Source organism: Ruegeria sp. AF1, assembly GCF_056542125.1.
Map to the genome: position 1 here is coordinate 30,910 of NZ_JBQFZG010000006.1, position 21,383 is coordinate 52,292.

Sequence of the window (21,383 nt, forward strand, 5' to 3'; positions counted from 1 at the left end):
CGTTCCTTTCTCAGATCTTTATGATTGCCGGATCGGCGTCGTCATAAAGACGCTCAAGTAAATTTTGCCGGCGTGTCAGTATCTTGCGGAAATTGAGGTTCCCCTTGGCGGTCATTTCGCCCTCGGGCATCGAGGCGGGCTCGCTAAGGACAATGGCGCGCCCGACCCGTGTGGAGCTGCCCGATAACTCGCGGGCGCGCTCTGCCAGGCGGCGGTGAATTTCGCCTTGCAGCAATTTGCAGCAGTAGGCGCCACTGTCGTCGTTCAGGTCAAATCCTTCCCGCTTCAGCTCGGCGACATCGGGAAAGACCATGACGCCGATCTCATTTCTGTCGGCACCTGTAATGACCAGATCTGAGGCAAGAGGCGCAAGACAGGTCAACAAGTCCATCCTCAATTGTGCGGCCCGCACCCATGTTCCGGTCAGCAATTTGAAATCCTCGGATATCCGGCCGTCGAATTTCATACCTTTGTTTACGTCCTGCGGGTCGATGAACCGCATGGCGTCGCCGGTAATGAAAAACCCTTCTTCATCGAAAACGCTGGCTGTCTTGCCCGGCTCGTTGAAGTACCCGGGCATCACGTTTGGCCCTTTGATGCGCATTTCGCATCGCATGTCTTCATCCGGTATCAGCTTGAGTGTCACGCCGTTCATCGGAACGCCAACAACCCCGGAACGGTCAATGGGCTCGGACTGCATCATTGTGGCGGGCGCTGTCTCGGTCAGCCCCCAGGACGAGGTCATCAGCGGTATCTCACCTTTGACATCCAGCGCCATCTGTTCAAATCCAGACCAGATGTCCTGTGGCAGTGAAGCGCCCGCATAAAAGATCAGATCAAGTTCTTCGAAAAACTGCCGACGCAAATCGCCATCCCGCTGCAATGCGCCCAGCAGCATGCTGTAACCTACGGGGACATTGAAGCTGAGCGTGCCGGTGACCATGGACAGGTTTTCCAGCGTCCTCTCAAACAGACCGGCTACCGGTTTGCCGTCGTCGATGTAGAAGCTTCCGCCGTTGGCGAGCATCATGTTGAAGTTATGAGATCCGCCAAAGACGTGGTTCCATGGCAGCCAATCGACCACACGGGGCGGACGCGTGCGCAGAAATGGCAACCCGTCGGCCAGCATGGTCTGGTTCACGCACATCATGCGTTGGGTCGTGATGACCCCCTTCGGGGCCGAGGTTGAACCGCTGGTCATTAGGATCTTGGCGACGGAATCGGGGCCAACCAGTTCATAGGCTGCCTCCAGATCGACACTGACATCCCCTTTGAGAAGTTCGTCGAACGCTGTGACCTGACTGTTCCTGCCTTGTCGGCTGGCTACGATTTCGACCCCTTGAAGCGCATCCAGTTCCAGCGCCTCTCGGTATTGATCCGCATCGACGACATAGGCCATCTTCGGGCGCACCAGTTCGATGGCATGGCGCAGGCGGCCATGTGCACCGTGGATCAAGGCGTATTGTTCGGCTACGGGCGCAGTCGGTACGCCAATGTACTGAGCAGCCAGGCTCAGCAGACCATGATCCAAGCCGTTGCCGCTCATGATCAGGATCGGTGTGTCAGGCCCCATCCCACGCGCCAATAGCGAGCTTGCGATTGCCCGCACCTTTTCAAGCGTGGTCGCATAGCTTTCCTTGCGCCATCCTGCGCCGCCGCGTTCAGCAATGAACGTGCGGTCAGGCGCGTCCGAGGCCCAGGCGTGCAGCCAGACACCGGTTTTGTCGACGACAGGACCAAGAGTGTGGTTCGATTTCAGCAGGATGGAACCGTCGGCCCGATCTTCGCGCGAAACAGAATGCACCAGGTATTCCGATGTGCGTTGCATGATCAGCCCCTTTTCCTCGCTTTTTCGATCGTCCTGAGGGCATCGAAAACGGTGGTGATGGTTGCGTCATCCAAACCGGCCAGCAGCTTGCCTTCGTGGGCGGTAACCGCGGCGACGGCCTTTTCATATAATTGCCTGCCCGCCAGTGTCGTCCTGAGGGCATAGGCGCGCCGGTCGGTCGGTACCCGGTCGCGGACGATCAGTTCCCTGCGCTCCAGTTCATCAATGATGACGACAAGGTTCGGGCGCTCGATATCCATTGCGTCAGCCAGTTGGGACTGCCGCAAACCGGGGTTATCGACGATGAGAACCAGTGCCGTATAAGTCAGCATTCGCAGACCAAAGGGACGCAGAGTTGTTGTCAGGTCTTCCTGCACCACATTGAAGGCCCGTTTCATGCGATACCCGACAAACCCCCGCAGCGTGGCATCGCTGATCGTGTTAGGCGCGCCGTCTTCTGGCGTGTGTTCATGTTTCTTTTTCATGTGTTCACCTGAAGTTCGGGGCGCGCTTTTCAAGAAAGGCCCGCAGTCCTTCCTGCGCATCTGGTGTTGTTTGCGACAGGGCCGCGGCCAGCGATTCAGTAAACAGTCCGTCGTTCTGCGACATTTCATTGATCCGCGCGACCGCCTGAATCATCAGATAGTTTGACAGTGGCGCGTTTCGGGAAATCTTACCTGCCAGCTTTTGGGCCAGCGCCAAAGCCTCGCCTTCACCCACGCTATAATGTGCAAGCCCCAGCGATACCCCTTCATCGGCACCATATTTGCGGCCGGTCAACATCATCTCGGTCATCCGATCGGCCCCCAGCAGGCGACCGACCCGCGCGGTCGCACCGCCACCGACAAATATTCCGCGCCGGCCTTCGGGAAGCTGAAAGATCGTCGAAGGTTCAGCGATGCGAACATGTGTTGCCGCTGCAAGCTCCAGCCCGCCGCCGATCACGGCGCCAAACATGGCCGAGACAACCGCAAGCCCACCCAACTGGATCTTGTCCATGACACTGTGCCAGTGGCGGGAATGGTGCAGGTTTTCCTCGGCCGTACGATGAACATGCTCGGACAGGTCCAATCCGGAACAATAATGCCCTTCAGTTCCGGTCAGGATCACCACGCGCACGTTCTTGGGTGGAGCTGAAAAGAAATCATCCAGCGCGCCTAACAGTTCCTCGCACATCGCGTTTCGCTTGTCAGGGCGGTTCATGGTCAGGGTCGCGATGGATCCGTTGACCTCAATGTTCAGGATTTGGCTGTCCATGGGGAACTCCTTACCGGGGCGGCAGACGAACGGCGCCATCAAGTCGAATAGTGGTGCCATTCAAAAACGGGTTTTCAACGATCTGTTCGGCGAGCATTGCGAACTCACGCGCTTCGCCAAGGCGGGCCGGGAAGGGAATGTTCGCAGTGATCTTGGCACTGACCTCTTCCGGCAAGCCTTCCATCATTGGCGTGTGGAACAGGCCAGGTGCGATGGCCATCACCCGAATCCCCGACTGCGCGAGCTCCCGTGCGGCAGGCAGGCACATCGAGGCGATTGCCCCTTTGGATGCGGCATAAGCGGCTTGACCCAATTGACCGTCCTGCCACGCAACCGACGCCGTGTTGATGATCACACCGCGTTCACCGTCAGCCAACGGGTCGAGACCGGCCATGTGTCTCGCCGCGTGGCTCATGACGTTGTAGGTGCCAAAAAGGTTCACGCGCAGAGTTTTCTCGAACACGTCGAATGACAGCTTGCCTTCGCGCCCGACGATCCTGGCCGCCATGCCGACGCCCGCACAACTGACAGCGATTCTGGGTGCCGACCCGAAATGGGCTATTGCCGTCTCAAACGCGGCACTGACGGCGGCCTCGTCACTGACATCGGCTTGCAGGGCAAGACCACCAATTTCGTCAGCAACTGCCTTCGCACCTTCAGCATTGAAATCCAAAACGGCAACCTTTGCTCCGCTGGCGGCGAAATGCCTAGCCGTTGCAGCACCCAGCCCGCTTCCGCCGCCGGTGACCAGGGCGACACATCCACTTAACTGCATCGTGCTCTCTCCATTTTAGTATGTTCAATCATTGTTGTGTCTCATATCTATTTTCGGATGGGCCCGCCCCGGACCGCTGATGGTGATTTCGCTAGGGGATCAGGAACAGGGTAATGGCCGGAAACAGCACCAGGATCATGACCCGAATGATGTCAGAGGTAACAAACCACATCACTGCCTTGTAAGTTTGGGTCATCGGGGTTGAACGATCCATAGCGTTGATAATGAACAGGTTCATCCCGACCGGAGGGGTGATCAGCCCGACCTCGACAACGATCAGAACCAGAATACCGAACCAGATGGCCACATGCTCGGGGCTCATGCCGAAATCCAGTGCGCTGATGACCGGAAAGAAGATCGGGATAGTCAGCAGGATCATTGACAGGCTGTCCATCAGACATCCAAAGATCAGGTAGAACACCAGGATCAGGCACAACACCATCCACGGGCTGAGCCCAAGTCCAACGACCCAGCCAGACAGTTCCTGCGGTACCTGAGTGAGCGCTAGGAAACTGTTATACAGCCCTGCGCCCAACACGATGAAGAAGATCATCGCCGTGCTTGAGGCCGTTGCAATGATGCTTTCGACGAAGACCTGCCAGTTCAGATTGCCCGAGATCAGAGCAATCAGCCCGGTTCCCGCCGCCCCCACGGCTGCGCCTTCGGTTGGGGTGAACCAGCCAAGATAGATGCCACCGACAACAAGGCCAAAAACCAGCAGGACAGGCCAGACATCCAGCAGTGCCCGAACGCGTTCAGGATACGGGATCGCTTCGCGGGTGCCCGCGGCGTCAGGATACATGCGCACATAGATCGAAATCGTGATGATATAGCCGAGCGCTGCCAGAATGCCGGGGACAAAGGCCGCGAGAAACAGCTTGGCGATATTCTGTTCCGTCAGGATCGCATAGATCACAAGGATCACCGAAGGCGGGATCAGAATGCCCAATGTGCCGCCAGCAGCAAGCGTTGCGGTTGAAAACCCGCCGGAATAGCCGTAGCGGCGCAGTTCGGGCAGCGCGACACGGCTCATCGTTGCGGCAGTGGCAAGGGAGGACCCGCAGATTGCGCCAAATCCGGCACAAGCGCCGACTGCCGCCATGGCGACGCCCCCTTTGCGGTGGCCCAGCCAGCTTTCAGCAGCTTTGAACAAGGCTGAAGACATGCCCGACAATGTCGCGAACTGCCCCATCAGCAGGAACATCGGAATGATCGTCAGCGAATAGCTGGAAAAGGTTGAGTAGGTTTCGGTTTTGAGCTTGGCCATGAACATGCTGGTGCCACCCATGGCAAAATACAGCCCGCCAATCCCGCACAGCAACATGGCAAGGCCAATCGGTGCGCGCAGAAAGATCATGATCAGAAGTACGGGAAAGGACACGTAGCCCAGTTCGAGCATGGTCAATGTGCGGCCTCCCCGCGGTAGGGCAGGATATGACGCCCGGTGACAAGCTCGATGACCTGCGCGACGGCGCAATAGACAGCAACAAGTGATGCGACAAGGGCGGCAACAAAGCTTAGCCCATAGGCCCACCAAACCGGAAATTGCAGCAGAAAGGTCGTTTCACCATAGTCCAGCTTGTTTTGCATGCCGACAAACAAGCGCCACGTAATCAAAAGAATGACAAGCGACAGGACGAATTCCCAGAATGTGATGATCACTTTGTTCGCCTTTGTCGGAAGCGTGTTGGTGAATACGTCGACTGTGGCGTGAGAGCCATAGAGCTGGCAGATCGGCAGGAACGAGAATATGGCGAATGCAATGCCGGCTTCGACCAGTTCAAAATCGCCATTCACCGGCCCGACGCCCGATGCAATCAGCGCATTTGCCGCTGCTTCCGACAGTGACGTCATAACGTCCGAGTGGCCCAGCGTATTCAGGCCGCGCCCCAGCACGCTGACACAGGTCAGCAGGACCAGCGCAGTCAGAACCACACCGCCGAGAACGGCCATGAAGCGCGCGATGCGCTCTACCAGTTTCTGCATGATCAACTCCAAAGGGATTGCTCTCCCGGCGGGAAATAGCGCCGGAAGAGCGACCGGATCAGTTGCCGGAGTATTGCGAAATCAGTTCGAGCGCGCGGGCGCGCAAGCCGGTTCCATCCAGACCTTTTTCATCCATCTCGGCGATCCAGGCGTCAGTGGTCGGCTGTGATGCTGCCTTCCATTCCGCGACCTGTTCCGGGCTCAGCGTGATGATGTTGTTGCCGCGTTCCATCGCCTGCTTGTGAGGCCCGTCGTCATCGGCCTGCATCTGCTTGCCTGCGAAGGCCGAGAATTCAGCACCCGAGTTGGCGTCGATGACGGCCTTCAGATCATCCGGCAGTGCATCCCAGCGGTCCTTGTTCATCGCGAAGATGAAAGTGGTGGTGTATAGCGTGTCGTCGCCAAAGGTCGTGTGGTTTCCGACCAGCTCGTTGACCTTCAGGGCGCCGGTCACTTCCCAGGGAATCACGGTGGCGTCGATCACGCCTTTGGACAGCGCTTCAGGCACCGCAGGAACAGGCATGCCAACCGGGGTTGCTCCAAGCGAGCTGAAAAGGCCGTTGGTTACGCGTGTCGGTGCGCGCAGCTTTACGCCGTTCAGATCCTCGATGCTTTCGATCGGTTCCTTTGAATGGATCAAACCGGGGCCGTGCACCCAGAGCCCGAGTACTTTGAACTGCTTGAAGTCATCGTCCATCATGGTTTCTTCGGCCAGATCCCAATAGGCGCGTGAGACGGCTTCGGCATTAGTCATGGTGAACGGCAGTTCGAACACCTCGGTTCGGGGAAAGCGGCCTGGTGTATATCCGGACACAGTCCAGACAATGTCTGCCACACCATCAATGGCTTGGTCGATCAGTTCGGGGGGTTTGCCCCCAAGCTGCATGGACGGAAACCTTTGAATTTCGATCCGGCCATCCGAATCCGCTTCGACCTTGTCGGCCCAGACATCCAGAACGTTCTTGGGTACGTTGGCTTGTGCCGGCAGGAATTGGTGCATCCGCAGTGTCACTTCGGCCGCGATGGCAGTGGTTGACATGGCACCGAAAGCAATCGCCGTCACTGCAGATTTGAGTATGGTTCTGCGCAAGTTGGTCATGGTCTCCTCCCTAGATGACCTATGAGTATCATCCCCTGTTCATGATTGCTCATATTAGTTATGTTTTATAACGAGTTATATCCACTTTTTTTAGTGTTTGGTTTCAGGTCCTTTTCGGAAAACAGAATGTTCACACATGTGAACCTTTTCGTCGAAACGCTACGCATCAGACAGGTCATGCGCGGACGCAATTTATCCTCTCAGGATTACATTGCCCTCGGTTGGCTCAAAGGTAAATTGAGATTTCTTAGATTTTAGTTTCTAGTTTCGGAAACTAAAGCTCAAAAATGGTGGATTTGCTTTCCTTGTTTTAATTGAACCAGCGTCCGCTTTGTAATTCAAGGCCGTGTGTTATCGTCGGTGACAGCATCAACTGCCTTGCCTGCGAGCTTCAGGAACGTTTCGCGTTCATTCGGAGTTAGCCCTCCGAGGATCTCGTTTTGCAGGTCAATTACGACTGGCATAGCCGCCGCAAGGATGTCTTTTCCTTTTCCGGATAAGGTGACCTCTCGCGCGCGTCTGTCACGTTGACTGACCGAGCGTTTGACGTAGTTTTTCTGCTCCAGCCGGTCGATGACCCCGCCGATTGTTGCGCGGTCATAGGCGATTTTCGCCGCGACTGTGGCCTGATCAATGCCGGGTTCGGCGCGAATTGTTTCAAGTGCTGCGAACTGAACGGATGTAAGGTCAATCCCGGCCTCCTGCATCCGGACCGAGAACACGTGGGTTGAAATCTGATTGAGCCTGCGGATGAGGTGGCCCGCCATTCCGTAAATACTCACGCAAAACCTCCGAAATCACTTTACGCCGTCACTTATTCCAGAATTACCGCGGCAATTAGATAGTGTACATATCTTTGTTGACAGGAAATAGTAAGTACAGTTATTAAATTTATGTGAACCTGCGGAGGAGGGGACAATGCAATATTACGTTGATGGATTTCGTCCGGGTGACCCGGATATCAAACCGGCTGCGCTCAGCCGCTCCGATCACCACAACCACCCCGCAACCATCCCCGAAAAGGTTGACGTTCTGATCGCGGGTTGTGGACCGGCGGGGCTTTGCCTTGCAGCGCAACTGGCCGGGTTCGCCGAAATTTCGACAATGATCGTGGATCAAAAGCCTGGTCCGATGGAGAAAGGCCAGGCGGATGGCGTCAACGTCCGCTCGATGGAGATGTTTCAGGCGTTTGGTTTTGCTGAGAAAGTGAAGCGCGAAGCGTATTGGGTCAACCAAACGGCATTCTGGACGCCCGATCCCGCAAGCCCGGGCCACATCCGCCGGGCGGGCACGGTGCAGGACGTTGCCGAAGATCAATCCGAGATGCCACATACCTTGATGAATCAGGCCCGGATTCATGAGCTGTTTCTGGATGTGATGAGAAACGCTCCAACGCGGCTGCAACCCCATTACGGGCTTCGTGTCAGCGATTTCACAATTGATACCGGTTCCACGGATCACCCCGTCACGGCAGAGCTTGAACGCTTGGGCGATGATGGTGGCGTGGTTGAACGGCTTACAGTGCGTGCCAACTATGTCGTAGGCTGTGACGGTGCACGCAGCAATGTGCGCAAGGCCATCGGGGGTAAGCTGCAAGGCGATGCCGCACATCAGGCGTGGGGCGTTATGGACATTCTGGCGAATTCCGATTTTCCCGATTTGCGGCGGAAATGCCTTGTTCAATCGGCATCGGAAGGAAACGTTCTGATCCTTCCGCGCGAAGGCGGATACCTGTTCCGAATGTATGTTGAGCTTGACAAACTGAACCCGGATGAGCGGATCGCCAACCGCAATCTGACGGCTGACCATATCATCGCTGCCGCGAACCGGATCATGCGTCCTTATTCCATCGACGTAAATGAAGTCGTTTGGTGGTCGGTCTACGAGATTGGCCACAGGCTGACCGACAAGTTCGACGATGTTCCTAAGCATGAAGTTGCTACACGCACCCCGCGCGTTTTCACGGCGGGCGACGCCTGCCACACGCATAGCCCCAAGGCGGGTCAGGGGATGAACGTGTCGATGGGCGATACTTTCAACCTGGGCTGGAAACTGGTGCATGTGCTGACAGGAAGGTCAAAGCCTGATCTTCTTCACAGCTACTCGGCCGAGCGTTTGCAAGAGGCCAAAAGACTGGTCGAAACCGACCATAAATGGGCCCGGATCATGAGTGCGCCTCCGGGCGAGTCAGAGCTTGACGGCACCGATATGCCCCGATTTCAAAAACAGTTTATCGAAAATCTGGAGTTCACCGGCGGGCTTTCGGTTCACTATGGGCCTTCGGACTTGGTCGCCGAACCGGTTCACCAGCATCTGGCGCGTGGGCTGGTTATAGGCAAGCGATTTCATTCAGCACCAGTTGTCCGGCTTGCAGATGCCATGCCCATGCAATTGGGGCATGTGGCCGAAGCGGATGCGCGCTGGAGGCTCTATGCCTTCGCAGGACAGAGAGACGCAGGTACCCAAGGCGGATCGATCCATCAGCTTTGCGAGGTTTTGCAAAGCGATCCGAACTCTCCTCTGCGACGGTTTGTGCGCCCTGACGAAGACATCGACGGTTTGATAGACCTACGGGCCATCTTCCCGCAGGATTTCATATCGCTGAATTATGAGGATATGCCGTCTCTTTTGAAACCCGAGAAGGGCAGGTATGGCCTGCGCGACTTCGAGAAGGTTTTTTGCGTTGATCACAAGAGGCGTGAAGACATCTACGAAATGCGCGGAATTGACCGGACAAAGGGCTGTATGGTCGTCGTCAGGCCGGACCAATATGTGGCGCATATCCTGCCATTAGAGTGTCACGCTGACCTGTTTGACTTCTTTTCCAGGCTATTTGTTGCGGGCGGCGGTCGATAAGTGCGACGACTCAGACCCCAACGGACCGCCGTTACGAGGGGAGAATGGACTGTCGCATCCGTGCTTGGTTCGGCAAGATTACCGCCTGTTCAAAGCTGGATTGGCGCTTGAATCCGCCCGTGTCGTAGGAAGGCCCTCTAGCCAGAAAGCTGAGCGCAGGTTTTTCAGGACGCGTTTAACGTGGCCAGAACCTCGGCGCTGACCTCAACACCGTCAGCCTCGGCTGCCGCCCGTTTGGCCAGACGCCCATCACCCGGAACACGGGCGTCCCCATTACCGACAATTTCTGAGCAAATGCGCGCGATATATTGATTGAAGGCCTGGTTGCCGAACCGCGTCGGATCAATCGCAATCAGTGTTGCACCGCCTTTGATGTTAAGGGCTCCGAACGCCTCACGTTCTTGATTGTTCACGGAAAGGGTTCCACCAGCCAGGGCGGCACCCAACACTTCAACCATGAAAGCGATTGCGGCGCCCTTGTGCTCGCCAAAAGGTAACAGGCTGCGGGTTTCCAGGATAGCGTTCGGGTCCGTACTGGGTGCGCCGTCAGGGTCCAGACCGGCAGGGTGGGGCAGGTCGTGCCCCTCGGCTGCGGCCATGCGGATATCCATCAAAGCAACCATTGAAGACGCCTGATCCCAGACTATCGGCGCACCGCCCTCGCGCGGACAGGCAAAAGACATCGGGTTGGTGCCAAATACCGGGCGCACCCCGCCTTGCGGCACCACCATGGACAATGAGTTGATCACGGCGAAAGCCACCAGACCAGCTTCGGCAAGCGGTTCGGTGTCAAACCTTAACGCGCCCAGATGGTGGCAATTTGCGCAGGTGAAAGCGGCAATGCCGTTTTCCCGCGTCATTTCGATCAACATGTCGCGGGCTTCGGCTGCCGCGACCTGATAATACCCGTTATCGGCGTCACAGCGCAGAACGCCCGGGGCAGCCTTTTCTATCTTTGGCTTCGCATTGCCGTTTGCATAGCCCGAGGTGAAGCTTTGGACATAGACCGGCAGCATACGCAATCCGTGGCTGCGCGGGCCGTCCCGCTCGGACCGGGTAACAATGTCGGCCAGAATATCGCTGCCCTGTGCATTAACTCCGGCAGAAACAAGTACGGCTTTCGCCAGCGCCCGAACCTCGGCAAGAGAAAGCGTTTTGATCGAGTGTTCGGTCATCTTTTCAAATCCAGTCTTTTTACTTCAGGGGTCAGGCACGCGCACGTGCGTTGGTGGGATCAACGGCGCAAGTATCGATCACCTCGGCATCGCGCATTTCGTTATGGACCAACACCTGCATCCTTGCACCCGGCGCGGTCATATCGTTTGGTACAAGTGCCATCGCTATGTCGTGGTTGCAATAATAAGAAAACCCACCCGATGTAACGCGACCAATCAGTTCACCGTTTGCATAAACACCTTCATCGAACATCACCGAAGTTTCGCCAAAGGGAAGTTTCAACGTGACCAGCCGTTTGTGATTGCCCTCGTATCTCTGCTTCTCCAGCGCCGCTTTTCCGATGAACTCGCGTCCCTCGGTGACGACAAACCGATCAAGGCTGGCCTCATATGGTGTCATGTCCTTGCAAATCTCACGGTTGATGGCGCGATAGGATTTTTCAAGGCGCATGGACTCCAACGCCTCAAGCCCGAAGGGTTTTACACCGGCTTTCAAAAGCAGGTCGACAAGATGGCGGTTATACCCGACCGGATGGTGCAGTTCCCAGCCCAGCTCGCCTGTGTAAGATACCCGAAGCAGGTGAACGTCTTTGGCATAACCAACTTCACCTTTTTGTGCAGAGAGCCAGGGAAAAGCTGCGTTCGTCAAATCGTTGTCGGTCAGCGGTTGCAAAATCTCGCGCGCCTTGGGACCCGCCAGAGCGATCACACCCAACTGTTCTGAAACGTCTTCAAGGATAACCGATTGATCTTGTGGTAGCAGACGTTGCAGCTGATCCCAGTTATAGGCGCGCCAATTCGGGGTAGAGACCAGATAGAAATCATTCTCGGCATAGCGGACAACTGTGTATTCCGCATCCATGCCACCTTTTGCGTTCAACAACAGCGACAGGCTCATCCGGCCCACTTTAGGCAGTTTGTTTGCCATCAGACCATCCAGCCACCGCGCGGCGCCGGGACCGCGTACAGTAAACTTGGTCATTGGCGACATCTCGATGAACCCGGCCTCTTCGCGGGTGGTGTGCACTTCCTCCTGAACGCGTTCCATGTGATTGGTGCGGCGGAAAGAATGTTCAGGGATCGCCTCTTGCTGCGATTTGGCGAACCAGCGCGGGAATTCATAGCCGTTGAAGCTGGTCCAGACTGCGCCATGCGCCGTCAGCAGATCGTAAGACCCCACGGTTTTCATTGGGCGCGCGTCCGGGAAATCTTCGCCGGGGATATGCGCGTTCATATGTGTGCCCCAGGTTTCGCGAACCTTGTCCATGGTCCAGCGTTTAGAGGCGTAGTCCGAGAAACGGCGCGGGTCCAGTTCCGACATGTCCATGCCCGGATCACCGTCGACGATCCAACGGGCCAGCCGTTCGCCCACGGTGCCGCCCCACAGAATGCCGCCGGGCATCCCTTCGGCCAGCCACAGGTTATTGTGCCCTGGCGCTGGCCCGGCAAGTGGCAATTCGTCCGGCGTCATTTGGAAGGGTCCGCGCGTGTTGGCCTTGATGCCCACCTCGCCAAGGACCGGAACCCGCTCAATAGCCCGTTCCCATTGGGTTTCCACGGCATCGAAATCCTCGGGCAAGAGGTCTGCGCCAAAGTCAGGTGGCACGCTGTCTTCGGCAAACAGCTTCAGGTCCTTGGTGAACTCATAGGGCCCGAACTGAATGCCGCCGACATCTTCGCGTAGATATGCGCCGTAATCCTCATCCCGCAGGATCGGGAACTCGGGCAAACCCTGCGCACGACGTTCCTTGAGCAGTGGAACTGTTTCCGTGGTCCAGTACTGGTGAACGATGGGAATGCAGGGCAGGTCCAGCCCAACGCGTCGGGCATTTTCACGGGCATAATTGCCGGTGGCAAAAACCAAATGCTTGCACGTGATCTCTCCCTGATTGGTGGTCACTTTCCAATGACCGCTTTCCAACTTTTCATACGCCTGTGCTTCGGTGTTCTGATAGACTGTGGCGCCCGCATCTCGCGCTAGCTTTGCCATTGCCATGGTGATGTCGGCCGGGTTCACATAGCCGTCCTCGGTATGCAGGATACCGCCGCGAATATGCTCAGACTGGTTCAGAAGGGGATGAACATCGGCAATTTCCGCGGGCGTCAGCAGTTTGCAGGGCACACCTGCAGCCTCGGCAATCGAGATATATGACTGGAATTCATCCCAACGTTTCTGGGTGTTGGCAACGCGCAGCTGACCCACTTTGCGCAAGCCTACCGACGTACCCATCTTCTGTTCGACTTCTGAATAGATGCGGATGGTTTCCATCGTCATCTTCGACACGTTATGGGACCGCACGAAGGTGACCAGCAGACCGGCGGCATGCCAGGTCGAGCCTGAGGTCAGTGTGGTCCGTTCCAGCATCACCGCATCGCTACAGCCGTGCTGTGTCAGACCGTACAGAATGGACGCGCCCACACATCCGCCGCCAACGACAACTACTTTGGCATGTGATTTCATTCGCCGATTTCCTTCTTGCGACTGATCATGGTGTCAGAAGCTCTGCCTGCCCGAAATCAGTAAGATGAGAACATTCCGAAGTTTTTACGGAAACATGTTGCCAGACAATCGCAAAAAATTTCTCCCGCGGCTTAGTTCAGGTCACCTCTTATCGGGCACCTTCGTATTGGTCGCTGTCTGGGTCTGGGTCATTCAGTGCTGTCCAGGACGACATCATTTTTATATTCCTTGTCTTGTTTCACCTTGTGATGTTAGCGCAAACTGTGCCAGTGAAACCTGATGCCTTTGCAAAACTGGGTTTCTGTTGCCTCAGTATTGCGGCTTACAAATGGGAGGAGCAGGTGTATCTCGGTCTTGATTTGGGGACGTCAGGTCTTCGGGGAATTGTGGTCAGTGAAGACGGTGACGTCGTTGCCGAGGCCGAAGCGAGCGTGAACACATCGACACCGCATCCGGGCTGGTCAGAGCAGGAACCTGCGGATTGGGTTGAAGCGTGTCAAAAGGTCGTTGCCCAGTTGCAGGGGCAAAACAGCGCTGCGTTTTCGGCAGTGCGGGGCATAGGTCTGAGCGGGCATATGCATGGCGCAACGCTTCTGGACCGAAATGGTAGCGTATTGAGGCCCTGTGTCCTTTGGAACGACACAAGGTCTGCCCGTGAAGCTGCCGAACTGGATGCGCTTTCCGCGATGCGATCGATCACCGGAAACATCGTTTTTCCCGGCTTCACTGCGCCCAAGCTGGAATGGATGCGCAGGCATGAACCTGACGTTTTTGAAAAAACCTCCAAAGTCTTGCTCCCCAAAGACTATTTACGCTTCTGGCTGACCGGAGAATACATAAGTGAAATGTCCGACAGCGCGGGTACAGCGTGGTTGGACGTCGGACGTCGGAAATGGTCGGAAACAGCGCTTGAGCTCAGCCACATGCGCCGGGATCAGATGCCCGAACTGGTCGAAGGCAGCGCCGTCGGGGGCGAGCTGAGGGCGGAGATATTGCAGCACTGGGGCCTGACCGGACCCGTAGTCGTTGCGGGCGGGGCAGGCGACAACGCCGCGGCTGCCTGTGGTATAGGAAGTATCGCCGAAGGCAGCGGTTTTCTATCGCTGGGAACGTCGGGTGTGCTGCTGGTTGCCAAGGACAGTTACGCGCCCGCACCGGAAACGGCGGTTCACTGCTTCTGCCACGCGGTGCCGGACCACTGGATTCAAATGGGTGTCATCCTGTCGGCGACCAACAGTCTGAACTGGCTGTCCCGGAACCTCGGCCAATCCGTTGGTGCACTCGCATCGGCGTTGCCGGATACCGTCACCGGGCCGTCGAAGACCAAGTTCCTGCCATATCTGTCGGGGGAACGTACCCCTCATAATGACAGCGCTATCCGGGGGGCGTTTATGGGGCTGGATATTGCGTCGGATCCAGAGGATCTTGCACAGTCCGTGATGGAAGGTGTCTCGTTCGCGCTGCGAGATTGCCTTGAGGCCCTCAGGAGCACGGGAACCAAGCCTGAAAGCCTGATGGTCGTCGGTGGGGGCGCACGATCCCGTTTCTGGGTCGAGACGCTGGCAACTGTTCTGAACATCCCGCTTGCCTTGCCTAAAGGCAGTGAATTCGGAGCCGCCATAGGCGCGGCACGCCTTGCTGCCTGTGCAGTAAAAGATGCAGACCCGGCGGAACTCATGACATCGCCAGAAATCTCTGAAATTGTTCAGCCGCGCGCGGGGTTATTCGACGCCTATGAGGCTGAATATCAAAGATACCGCCAGTTTTATGCGGCACTATCCCCCTTGTCTGCGCCATGATGAAGGGCGTCACTTCCCTACCCATCGAACAGGTTGTTCTGGAAGATGGTGCGATGTCGGTTTCCCTGCTGAGCTATGGGGCGATCACACAAGGTTGGTGGATCGGTGAAACGCCCTTGATCCTGGGCTATCCAAACCCGCAGGAATATCTGACGGACCCATATTATCTGGGTGCAATCGTGGGTCGCGTCGCCAATCGGATCGGTGGCGCAAAGTTTAAAATGCAGGATGCCGCTTATCGCCTGACAGCGAATGAGGGGGAAAACACGCTGCATGGCGGTGCGCTCGGGCTGTCGCGCAGCCACTGGATTATCAGGAAGACTAAGCCGAACCGTGCGGTTCTTTCCTTGACGTCACCTGACGGCGATGATGGTTTTCCCGGAGAAATCAGGTTCGAGATTCATGTCAAGCTGGCTTTTCCACGGCTGACTTACACGATCACCGCATGGCCGGACCGGCCTACGCCGATCAGCATTGCGCAGCACAATTACTATACTCTTGGGCGCCAAAGCGGTATTCTTGACAGCCGGTTGGCCCTGAATTCAAAGCGGGTACTGGAACTGGACGACAGCTCCATTCCGACAGGCGCCGTGAATGAGATCGAAAACCAAGGGCTGGATTTCTCATCCGTGCGCGTTATCGGTGATGAGGGGCGTGGCCTTGACCACTACTTCGTGTTTGAAGAGGCGGGCAAATCAAATCGACCGGTTGCAACGGTTGAAACACCGTCAGGTTTGCGCATGAATGTTTACTCTGATCAGCCCGGCGCGCAGGTCTATTCCGCCGCGCACCTGTCTGATCCTTTCACGCCATGCGCAGGGCTTTGCATTGAGCCTTCCGGTTACACGGACGCTGTGAACCACCCCTTGTTTCCGTCCGTCATCTATTCTCCGGACAAACCCTATAAACAAGTTCTGACGTTGGAAATCTCAGGGGATCAGGTATGAGAGTTGGGATATCGGTGTATGCTCTGGCCTTTTGCGTGACACTGTCGGCGGCGCAGGCGCAGGACCTCGGGCCGCTTCCTCAATTTGTAGAACCGGACCTTGCCAAGGTCGAACTGGGACAGTTGCTGTTTTACGACCCGATCCTGTCGGGGAACAAAAACATCAGCTGCGCCACTTGTCATCATCCGAAACTGGGAACGTCAGACGCGCTGTCTCTGGGTATCGGTGAAGGCGGTGTGGGGCTGGGGGCAGCGCGCAGGCTTGATCAGGAAAACATGCCCGAGCAGCGCATTCCCCGAAATGCACCGGGGCTGTGGAACCTTGGGGCGCTGGAATTCACCACCTTCTTTCATGACGGGCGTCTTGAGGCAGACCCGTCACAGCCTGACGGGTTCAGAACGCCCTTGGGCACAGATATGAGGCCGGGCTTCCAATCTGCACTGGCCGCGCAAGCGATGTTCCCGGTCTTGTCGGCTGACGAAATGGCGGGCCACTATTCGGAAAACGAAGTGAGCAAAGCCGTACGTCTTGGTTTGCTGACCCAAAAGGATGGCGCATGGGATCTTATCGCGGCGCGTGTTGCCGCAATCCCGGAATACAGGACACGCTTTGACCAGCTCGCGCCCGGAGAAGAGATCACTTTTACCGCAATCGCCAATATCATTGCTGATTTCATCGCTTTTGAATGGCGCGCTGACAACAGCCTGTTTGATCGTGCGCTGCAAGGAAAAGAGGTGCTGCCCGAGCAGGCGCAAATGGGGCTCGACCTTTTTTACGGCAAAGTCGGGTGCAGCACCTGCCATTCCGGCTGGTTCCAGACGGATCATGGGTTTCATTCTATCGCCATGCCGCAAATCGGGCCGGGAAAAGCCGCCCGGTTCGAGAACCATGTTCGCGATGACGGGCGATTGCGTGTGACGGGCAATGCGGATGACGCCTTCACATTTCGCACGCCATCCTTGCGTAATGTAACCCTGACGGCACCCTATGGTCACAACGGAGCCTACGCGCGGCTTGAAGATGTTGTCCGTCATCATCTGGATCCGGTCGCAGCTTTGCGCAGCTACTCGATCGAAAAAGCAGCGTTGCCAGAGTTTCCGGGCGCGGAAGATCAAAAAGCCTTGCTCGACCCCACGTTGATCGAGGCGATTGCAGCGTCGAATGAACTGGCCCCAATCAGCCTGAGTGATGACGAGGTGAACGCCATTCTAAGTTTCCTCAGCACACTGGAAGACCCGGCAGTCCGGCTGGGTGTGCCTGCGCATGTGCCCAGCGGTTTGCCTGTTGATCAATGATCAGCGGTCGATGCGAAGCACCTGATTGCTTCTGAAGGGCTGCCAATCACCAACTGTGCCGTCTGGCCAGATAACCCGCAGCGCCAGTTCGTCCGCGTTGCCCAGGCCAAAGTGATGAAGCCCTGAGATGCCGCTTGCGTGACCGCCGCCAATGGTCACTTCCCTTGTTTGAATTCCGTCGGTGGTTTTGACCTCGATGAAGCTGCCGACAGCTGCGCGGTTGGAACGATCCTGGCCAAGATCAACCTGAACCCAGTTTCCAAGTTGTTGTTCGTTCTGAAATACTTCAAGCGCTGACCCGCGATTGACCACGACCAGATCAAGCGATCCATCCCCGTTCAGGTCCGCCAGGGCTCCACCGCGGGACTTGCCCATAGAGGCGACACCCGCCGCTGAGGCAGCCTCGAAAAACTGATCATCTGCGGATTGCAGCAACAGGTTGTTGGGGTCAGTTTGCGCTGCATCGGGCATCTGTTCGACATTGCCCTTGGCGACAAATATGTCGTCGCGCCCGTCGTTGTTGACGTCGCCGAACTGCGCATGCCAGCCGGTTGAGGGGCGGCCATCGCCACCAACATGCGGCCTGTGCGCCGTTGTTCCCCGGTCATAAGTCGCGTCGCGCCATGTCGGCCCCTCGGCAGTGGGATCAAAGATCTGAAACTTCTGGTCCCCCATCGAGGTCAGGTAAACATCCGGGAAGCCGTCCCCTGATATATCCCTTGATGCAATCCCCATGCCCCAGATCGAATAGGGCAGCCACCCATCTTCCGGCGCGTAAAGGCGTGGCGTGTCTTCCATAGCCCAAAGCTGCTCTTGCCCGCCGCGCACATAGTAATGGCGGTCGTTACTGACACGCAGGTCCGCGCGCCCGCTGCGCGCCCAGTCGGAAAACAGAATGGACAAGGAACAATGTCCCGGTGCCAAGTGGAGAGGTGGGCCATAGGCCGCCCCTTCGGGGCGATACAAAAGCGTCGGCCCGCAGGCTTCAAACGGGCCATCGGGGTTGGTTCGGTCGACATATGTTCCAAAAGCCAGTGTCGGCAGGGTTTGATCGCTTTCCCAAGTGGCGGAGAATCCGGTGGTCCAGTGATCCTGAGACTGGAAATTCAACGAGGTGAACGGTTCGAATGCGCAATTTGGTTTGCCACGCAACAAAACGTCTTCACCAACGCGCAATACTGCCAGGTCCACAAACCCGTCTCCATCGATATCCAGTGGGTAAGCGCCGGTCACGCCGGTCAGAGACAGTGCGCTTGGCGTTTCTGACCGAAAACTGACATTGGGTCCTGATGTGTTGACAAACAATTGAGCCGGATTAATTCCTCCTGCGGCAAACAGCTCGGGCCGATCATCGCCGTTGCAGTCAAAAACGGCAACGCCTCCGCCGACGAAGTGCTCCCACCCGCCGTCGTAAACATGGCTGGGGACGTCGATGCTGTGAAACTGTGGCAGGCTGATGTCAGCCAAGGCGGCAGACGCTGTCGCTAGCAGGATCGTCAGTTCAACTCGCATTTTCCGCCAGTTCCCTGACTTTCAAAATCGAGACTTGTTCGATCCCATAGGCCGCCGCCCCTTTTGCCCACATTGAATCCCCCCAATGGTTTACGTTGATTTCAGGCAGCGGCGCGTCAACGCTGACAACACCGTTATTGATGCGGGTCATCACTGCGTCGGAATGCAGGTATTCAAAGCTGCCTCGGGTGCCGGACAGGATGATACATTCCGGATCGAACAGATTGATCAGGTTGGAAAGCCCCATTCCAAACATCTGACCAGCGCGCGACAAAACGGAAATGGACCGGGCATCACCGGATTGGGCAGCTGCGTGAATATCAGCAAGAGTGTGCGGGTCAGTAGCCTGGCTGGCAATGGTTGCCTCGCGGATCAGGGCATATTCCCCAACATAAGCTTCAAGGCATCCGCGCTGCCCGCACTGACATAACGCGCCATCCAGCTGAACTTTGACATGCCCGAATTCCGCACCGCAGCCGCGCTCGCCGCGATATAGCTTGCCATCCAACACAATGCCCAGACCAATGCCGTGTTCTATCGTGACAACCAGAAAGTTCTTCAACCCTTTGCCAAGCCCGAAAAGCTGTTCGGCCTTTGCAACCAGATTAGCGTCATTCTCGATGAACGCGGGGCAGGGGAGCACTTGAGACAGAAGCGGGCTCAGATCCACGTTGCGCACTGTCAGCGAAGATGACCAATGTACAAAGTTCCGCTCTGCGTCGACCAATCCGGCAATGCCTATGCAGACGCCGGAGACGTTTGTCAGGGACTCGCTTGCAGAGACGCAGGCCTGTTCCAGCGCCGCGCATATCTTTTTTGCAAACGCCTCCGGGGCCATCCGGGCCTCCTCCAGCGGATGAGTGTAAGAGGTGATCTCGGTGCCTTCAAAATCGACCAAGATGACTGAAATCTGGTGCCGAGCCACTTTTACACCGGCAATCAGGTGACATCCGCCATGCAGCTTCAGCAGCACACGTGGTCTGCCGCGGCGCGCGGATTTTGACGGTGTTTCGCTTTCGATTTCCTGAATCAGACCAGCTGAAAGCAGATCTGACGTTGCCGCCGTCACTGTCGCTGGGCTGGTCTCAAGCGCGCTTGCAATGTCGATCCGCGATATCGCGCCGGTCGACCGGATTTGTTCCAGTACACGCAAACGGGTGATGTTTCGTTGATCCGTAGCGTTTGAAGAAACCTTGCTTTTCAGCATCCTGCCCTCACGAATCTGGTGATTTCCCAAGCGTAAGCGGTTTTTCTTCTTTCCGGTAGCATAAATATTTTACTGACTGAAATAAATATGATACTCAGAATTGTGAGAGCCACGAATCATGAAGCGATGGCTCGATAAACCGGGAGGAAATCATGAAACGAATTCTCAGCGCTTCTGCTGTGGCCGTCCTGATGGGGACGGTTGCGTTTGCAGAAACCACGGTCGGTGTCAGCTGGTCGAACTTCCAGGAAGAGCGCTGGAAAACCGACGAAGCGGCGATCAAAGCCGCGCTTGAGGCAGGCGGTGCCGAGTATATTTCGGCAGATGCGCAATCGTCGTCGGCCAAGCAATTGTCGGATATTGAAAGCCTGATCGCCCAGGGTGTTGATGCGCTGATCATTCTGGCGCAGGATTCCCAGGCCATCGGTCCAGCTGTTCAGGCAGCGGCCGACGAAGGTATCCCAGTCATCGCTTATGACCGTTTGATCGAAGATGATCGGGCCTTCTACCTGACCTTTGACAATGTCGAAGTCGGTCGTATGCAGGCGCGCGCGGTGTTCGACGCGATGCCCAAGGGCAACTATGTGATGATCAAGGGCTCGCCAACCGACCCGAACGCGGATTTCCTGCGCGGTGGCCAACAGGAGATCATCCAGGGCGCTGTTGACAGTGGTGACATTGTGATCGTCGGCGAAGCCTATACCGATGGCTGGCTGCCTGCGAACGCGCAGCGCAACATGGAACAGATCCTGACGGCCAACGAAAACAAAGTCGATGCTGTGGTCGCGTCAAATGACGGAACTGCAGGCGGTGTTGTTGCTGCACTGACCGCACAAGGTATGGACGGCATTCCGGTGTCAGGTCAGGATGGCGACCATGCGGCGCTGAACCGGGTGGCCAAAGGCACACAAACCGTTTCGGTCTGGAAAGACGCACGTGAGCTGGGCAAGGCCGCAGGTGAAATCGCAGTCGCGCTAAGCGGCGGAACGGCTGCAGCAGACGTTGAAGGCGCGGTCAGCTGGACTTCGCCAGGTGGAACCGAGATGACGTCAGTCTTCCTGGCACCTGTGCCGATCACCAAAGACAACCTGTCCGTTGTGGTCGATGCTGGCTGGATTCCGCTGGAAGACCTGTGCCAGGGCGTCGAAAACGGCCCTGCACCCTGCAACTAAGTCAAGTCTCCAAA

General features: G+C 56.7%; 17 protein-coding genes. 5 read left to right on the forward strand and 12 right to left on the reverse strand.

The window, feature by feature from the left end:
- Nucleotides 1–10 precede the first annotated feature (10 nt).
- The 8 genes from ACR0BK_RS10535 to ACR0BK_RS10570 form a co-directional block, all read right to left on the reverse strand.
- The gene (locus tag ACR0BK_RS10535) at nucleotides 11–1,828 is read right to left on the reverse strand and encodes a feruloyl-CoA synthase (protein ID WP_480554604.1); all 1,818 of its coding nucleotides are present in this window, start codon (nucleotides 1,826–1,828) and stop codon (nucleotides 11–13) included.
- Between the two features lie 2 nt (nucleotides 1,829–1,830).
- Nucleotides 1,831–2,313 (reverse strand): MarR family winged helix-turn-helix transcriptional regulator, encoded by a 483-nt coding sequence (locus ACR0BK_RS10540; RefSeq protein ID WP_480516475.1) that lies wholly within the window; start codon nucleotides 2,311–2,313, stop codon nucleotides 1,831–1,833.
- Between the two features lie 4 nt (nucleotides 2,314–2,317).
- Nucleotides 2,318–3,085 carry a crotonase/enoyl-CoA hydratase family protein gene (locus tag ACR0BK_RS10545; RefSeq protein ID WP_480476330.1) on the reverse strand — a complete coding sequence of 256 codons (768 nt, stop codon included), beginning with the start codon at nucleotides 3,083–3,085 and terminating at the stop codon, nucleotides 2,318–2,320.
- Between the two features lie 10 nt (nucleotides 3,086–3,095).
- On the reverse strand, nucleotides 3,096–3,860 hold the full coding sequence (locus tag ACR0BK_RS10550; protein WP_480476332.1) for an SDR family NAD(P)-dependent oxidoreductase: 765 nt from the start codon (nucleotides 3,858–3,860) through the stop codon (nucleotides 3,096–3,098).
- A gap of 91 nt (nucleotides 3,861–3,951) precedes the next feature.
- Entirely contained in the window at nucleotides 3,952–5,265 is a 1,314-nt protein-coding gene (locus tag ACR0BK_RS10555; RefSeq protein WP_209504353.1) for a TRAP transporter large permease, read from the reverse strand.
- On the reverse strand, nucleotides 5,262–5,846 hold the full coding sequence (locus ACR0BK_RS10560) for a TRAP transporter small permease (protein WP_480554606.1): 585 nt from the start codon (nucleotides 5,844–5,846) through the stop codon (nucleotides 5,262–5,264). The genes ACR0BK_RS10555 and ACR0BK_RS10560 overlap by 4 nt, the downstream gene beginning before the upstream one ends.
- Before the next feature lie 58 nt (nucleotides 5,847–5,904).
- A complete protein-coding gene (locus ACR0BK_RS10565) occupies nucleotides 5,905–6,945 on the reverse strand; it encodes a TRAP transporter substrate-binding protein (RefSeq protein ID WP_480516481.1) in 1,041 nt (346 codons plus the stop codon).
- A 338-nt stretch (nucleotides 6,946–7,283) separates the two neighbouring features.
- Nucleotides 7,284–7,727: a MarR family winged helix-turn-helix transcriptional regulator gene (locus ACR0BK_RS10570; RefSeq protein WP_480516483.1), complete on the reverse strand. Its 444-nt coding sequence runs from the start codon at nucleotides 7,725–7,727 to the stop codon at nucleotides 7,284–7,286.
- A gap of 136 nt (nucleotides 7,728–7,863) precedes the next feature.
- Here ACR0BK_RS10570 and ACR0BK_RS10575 point away from each other — a divergent pair, with 136 nt between their 5' ends.
- Nucleotides 7,864–9,801, forward strand: a complete 1,938-nt coding sequence (locus ACR0BK_RS10575) for an FAD-dependent monooxygenase (RefSeq protein ID WP_480554608.1) — start codon at nucleotides 7,864–7,866, stop codon at nucleotides 9,799–9,801.
- Between the two features lie 164 nt (nucleotides 9,802–9,965).
- Here ACR0BK_RS10575 and ACR0BK_RS10580 read toward each other — a convergent pair whose 3' ends face one another.
- Together ACR0BK_RS10580 and ACR0BK_RS10585 are read right to left on the reverse strand one after the other, a co-directional pair.
- Nucleotides 9,966–10,976, reverse strand: coding sequence for an Ldh family oxidoreductase (locus tag ACR0BK_RS10580; protein WP_480554610.1), 1,011 nt, complete (start codon nucleotides 10,974–10,976; stop codon nucleotides 9,966–9,968).
- Between the two features lie 31 nt (nucleotides 10,977–11,007).
- Nucleotides 11,008–13,437, reverse strand: a complete 2,430-nt coding sequence (locus tag ACR0BK_RS10585; RefSeq protein WP_480554611.1) for a GcvT family protein — start codon at nucleotides 13,435–13,437, stop codon at nucleotides 11,008–11,010.
- Nucleotides 13,438–13,778: 341 nt separating this feature from the next.
- Here ACR0BK_RS10585 and xylB point away from each other — a divergent pair, with 341 nt between their 5' ends.
- The 3 genes from xylB to ACR0BK_RS10600 are packed head-to-tail and all read left to right on the forward strand — an operon-like array spanning nucleotide 13,779 to nucleotide 17,478.
- Nucleotides 13,779–15,236 (forward strand): xylulokinase, encoded by a 1,458-nt coding sequence (xylB, locus tag ACR0BK_RS10590; protein ID WP_480554612.1) that lies wholly within the window; start codon nucleotides 13,779–13,781, stop codon nucleotides 15,234–15,236.
- Nucleotides 15,236–16,183 carry an aldose epimerase family protein gene (locus tag ACR0BK_RS10595; RefSeq protein WP_480476350.1) on the forward strand — a complete coding sequence of 316 codons (948 nt, stop codon included), beginning with the start codon at nucleotides 15,236–15,238 and terminating at the stop codon, nucleotides 16,181–16,183. The genes xylB and ACR0BK_RS10595 overlap by 1 nt, the downstream gene beginning before the upstream one ends.
- Complete coding sequence (locus tag ACR0BK_RS10600) at nucleotides 16,180–17,478, forward strand: cytochrome-c peroxidase (protein ID WP_480554613.1); 1,299 nt, start codon at nucleotides 16,180–16,182, stop codon at nucleotides 17,476–17,478. The genes ACR0BK_RS10595 and ACR0BK_RS10600 overlap by 4 nt, the downstream gene beginning before the upstream one ends.
- Here ACR0BK_RS10600 and ACR0BK_RS10605 read toward each other — a convergent pair whose 3' ends face one another.
- Both ACR0BK_RS10605 and ACR0BK_RS10610 read right to left on the reverse strand, forming a co-directional pair.
- Complete coding sequence (locus ACR0BK_RS10605) at nucleotides 17,479–18,990, reverse strand: CRTAC1 family protein (protein ID WP_480554614.1); 1,512 nt, start codon at nucleotides 18,988–18,990, stop codon at nucleotides 17,479–17,481. It abuts the gene before it with no gap.
- Nucleotides 18,980–20,197, reverse strand: coding sequence for an ROK family transcriptional regulator (locus ACR0BK_RS10610; RefSeq protein ID WP_480554616.1), 1,218 nt, complete (start codon nucleotides 20,195–20,197; stop codon nucleotides 18,980–18,982). The genes ACR0BK_RS10605 and ACR0BK_RS10610 overlap by 11 nt, the downstream gene beginning before the upstream one ends.
- A gap of 152 nt (nucleotides 20,198–20,349) precedes the next feature.
- Here ACR0BK_RS10610 and xylF point away from each other — a divergent pair, with 152 nt between their 5' ends.
- Entirely contained in the window at nucleotides 20,350–21,369 is a 1,020-nt protein-coding gene (gene xylF, locus ACR0BK_RS10615) for a D-xylose ABC transporter substrate-binding protein (RefSeq protein WP_267364640.1), read from the forward strand.
- Nucleotides 21,370–21,383: the final 14 nt, after the last annotated feature.

Excerpts from the sequence above, each read along its gene's own strand:
- ACR0BK_RS10550 (WP_480476332.1), bottom strand. The coding sequence starts at position 3,860 with ATGCAGTTAAGTGGATGTGTCGCCCTGGTCACCGGCGGCGGAAGCGGG.
- ACR0BK_RS10580 (WP_480554610.1), bottom strand. The coding sequence starts at position 10,976 with ATGACCGAACACTCGATCAAAACGCTTTCTCTTGCCGAGGTTCGGGCG.
- ACR0BK_RS10610 (WP_480554616.1), bottom strand. The coding sequence starts at position 20,197 with ATGCTGAAAAGCAAGGTTTCTTCAAACGCTACGGATCAACGAAACATC.
- ACR0BK_RS10560 (WP_480554606.1), bottom strand. The coding sequence starts at position 5,846 with ATGCAGAAACTGGTAGAGCGCATCGCGCGCTTCATGGCCGTTCTCGGC.
- ACR0BK_RS10535 (WP_480554604.1), bottom strand. The coding sequence starts at position 1,828 with ATGCAACGCACATCGGAATACCTGGTGCATTCTGTTTCGCGCGAAGAT.
- ACR0BK_RS10605 (WP_480554614.1), bottom strand. The coding sequence starts at position 18,990 with ATGCGAGTTGAACTGACGATCCTGCTAGCGACAGCGTCTGCCGCCTTG.
- ACR0BK_RS10585 (WP_480554611.1), bottom strand. The coding sequence starts at position 13,437 with ATGAAATCACATGCCAAAGTAGTTGTCGTTGGCGGCGGATGTGTGGGC.
- ACR0BK_RS10545 (WP_480476330.1), bottom strand. The coding sequence starts at position 3,085 with ATGGACAGCCAAATCCTGAACATTGAGGTCAACGGATCCATCGCGACC.
- ACR0BK_RS10575 (WP_480554608.1), top strand. The coding sequence starts at position 7,864 with ATGCAATATTACGTTGATGGATTTCGTCCGGGTGACCCGGATATCAAA.
- ACR0BK_RS10565 (WP_480516481.1), bottom strand. The coding sequence starts at position 6,945 with ATGACCAACTTGCGCAGAACCATACTCAAATCTGCAGTGACGGCGATT.
- ACR0BK_RS10540 (WP_480516475.1), bottom strand. The coding sequence starts at position 2,313 with ATGAAAAAGAAACATGAACACACGCCAGAAGACGGCGCGCCTAACACG.
- ACR0BK_RS10595 (WP_480476350.1), top strand. The coding sequence starts at position 15,236 with ATGAAGGGCGTCACTTCCCTACCCATCGAACAGGTTGTTCTGGAAGAT.
- xylF (WP_267364640.1), top strand. The coding sequence starts at position 20,350 with ATGAAACGAATTCTCAGCGCTTCTGCTGTGGCCGTCCTGATGGGGACG.
- ACR0BK_RS10600 (WP_480554613.1), top strand. The coding sequence starts at position 16,180 with ATGAGAGTTGGGATATCGGTGTATGCTCTGGCCTTTTGCGTGACACTG.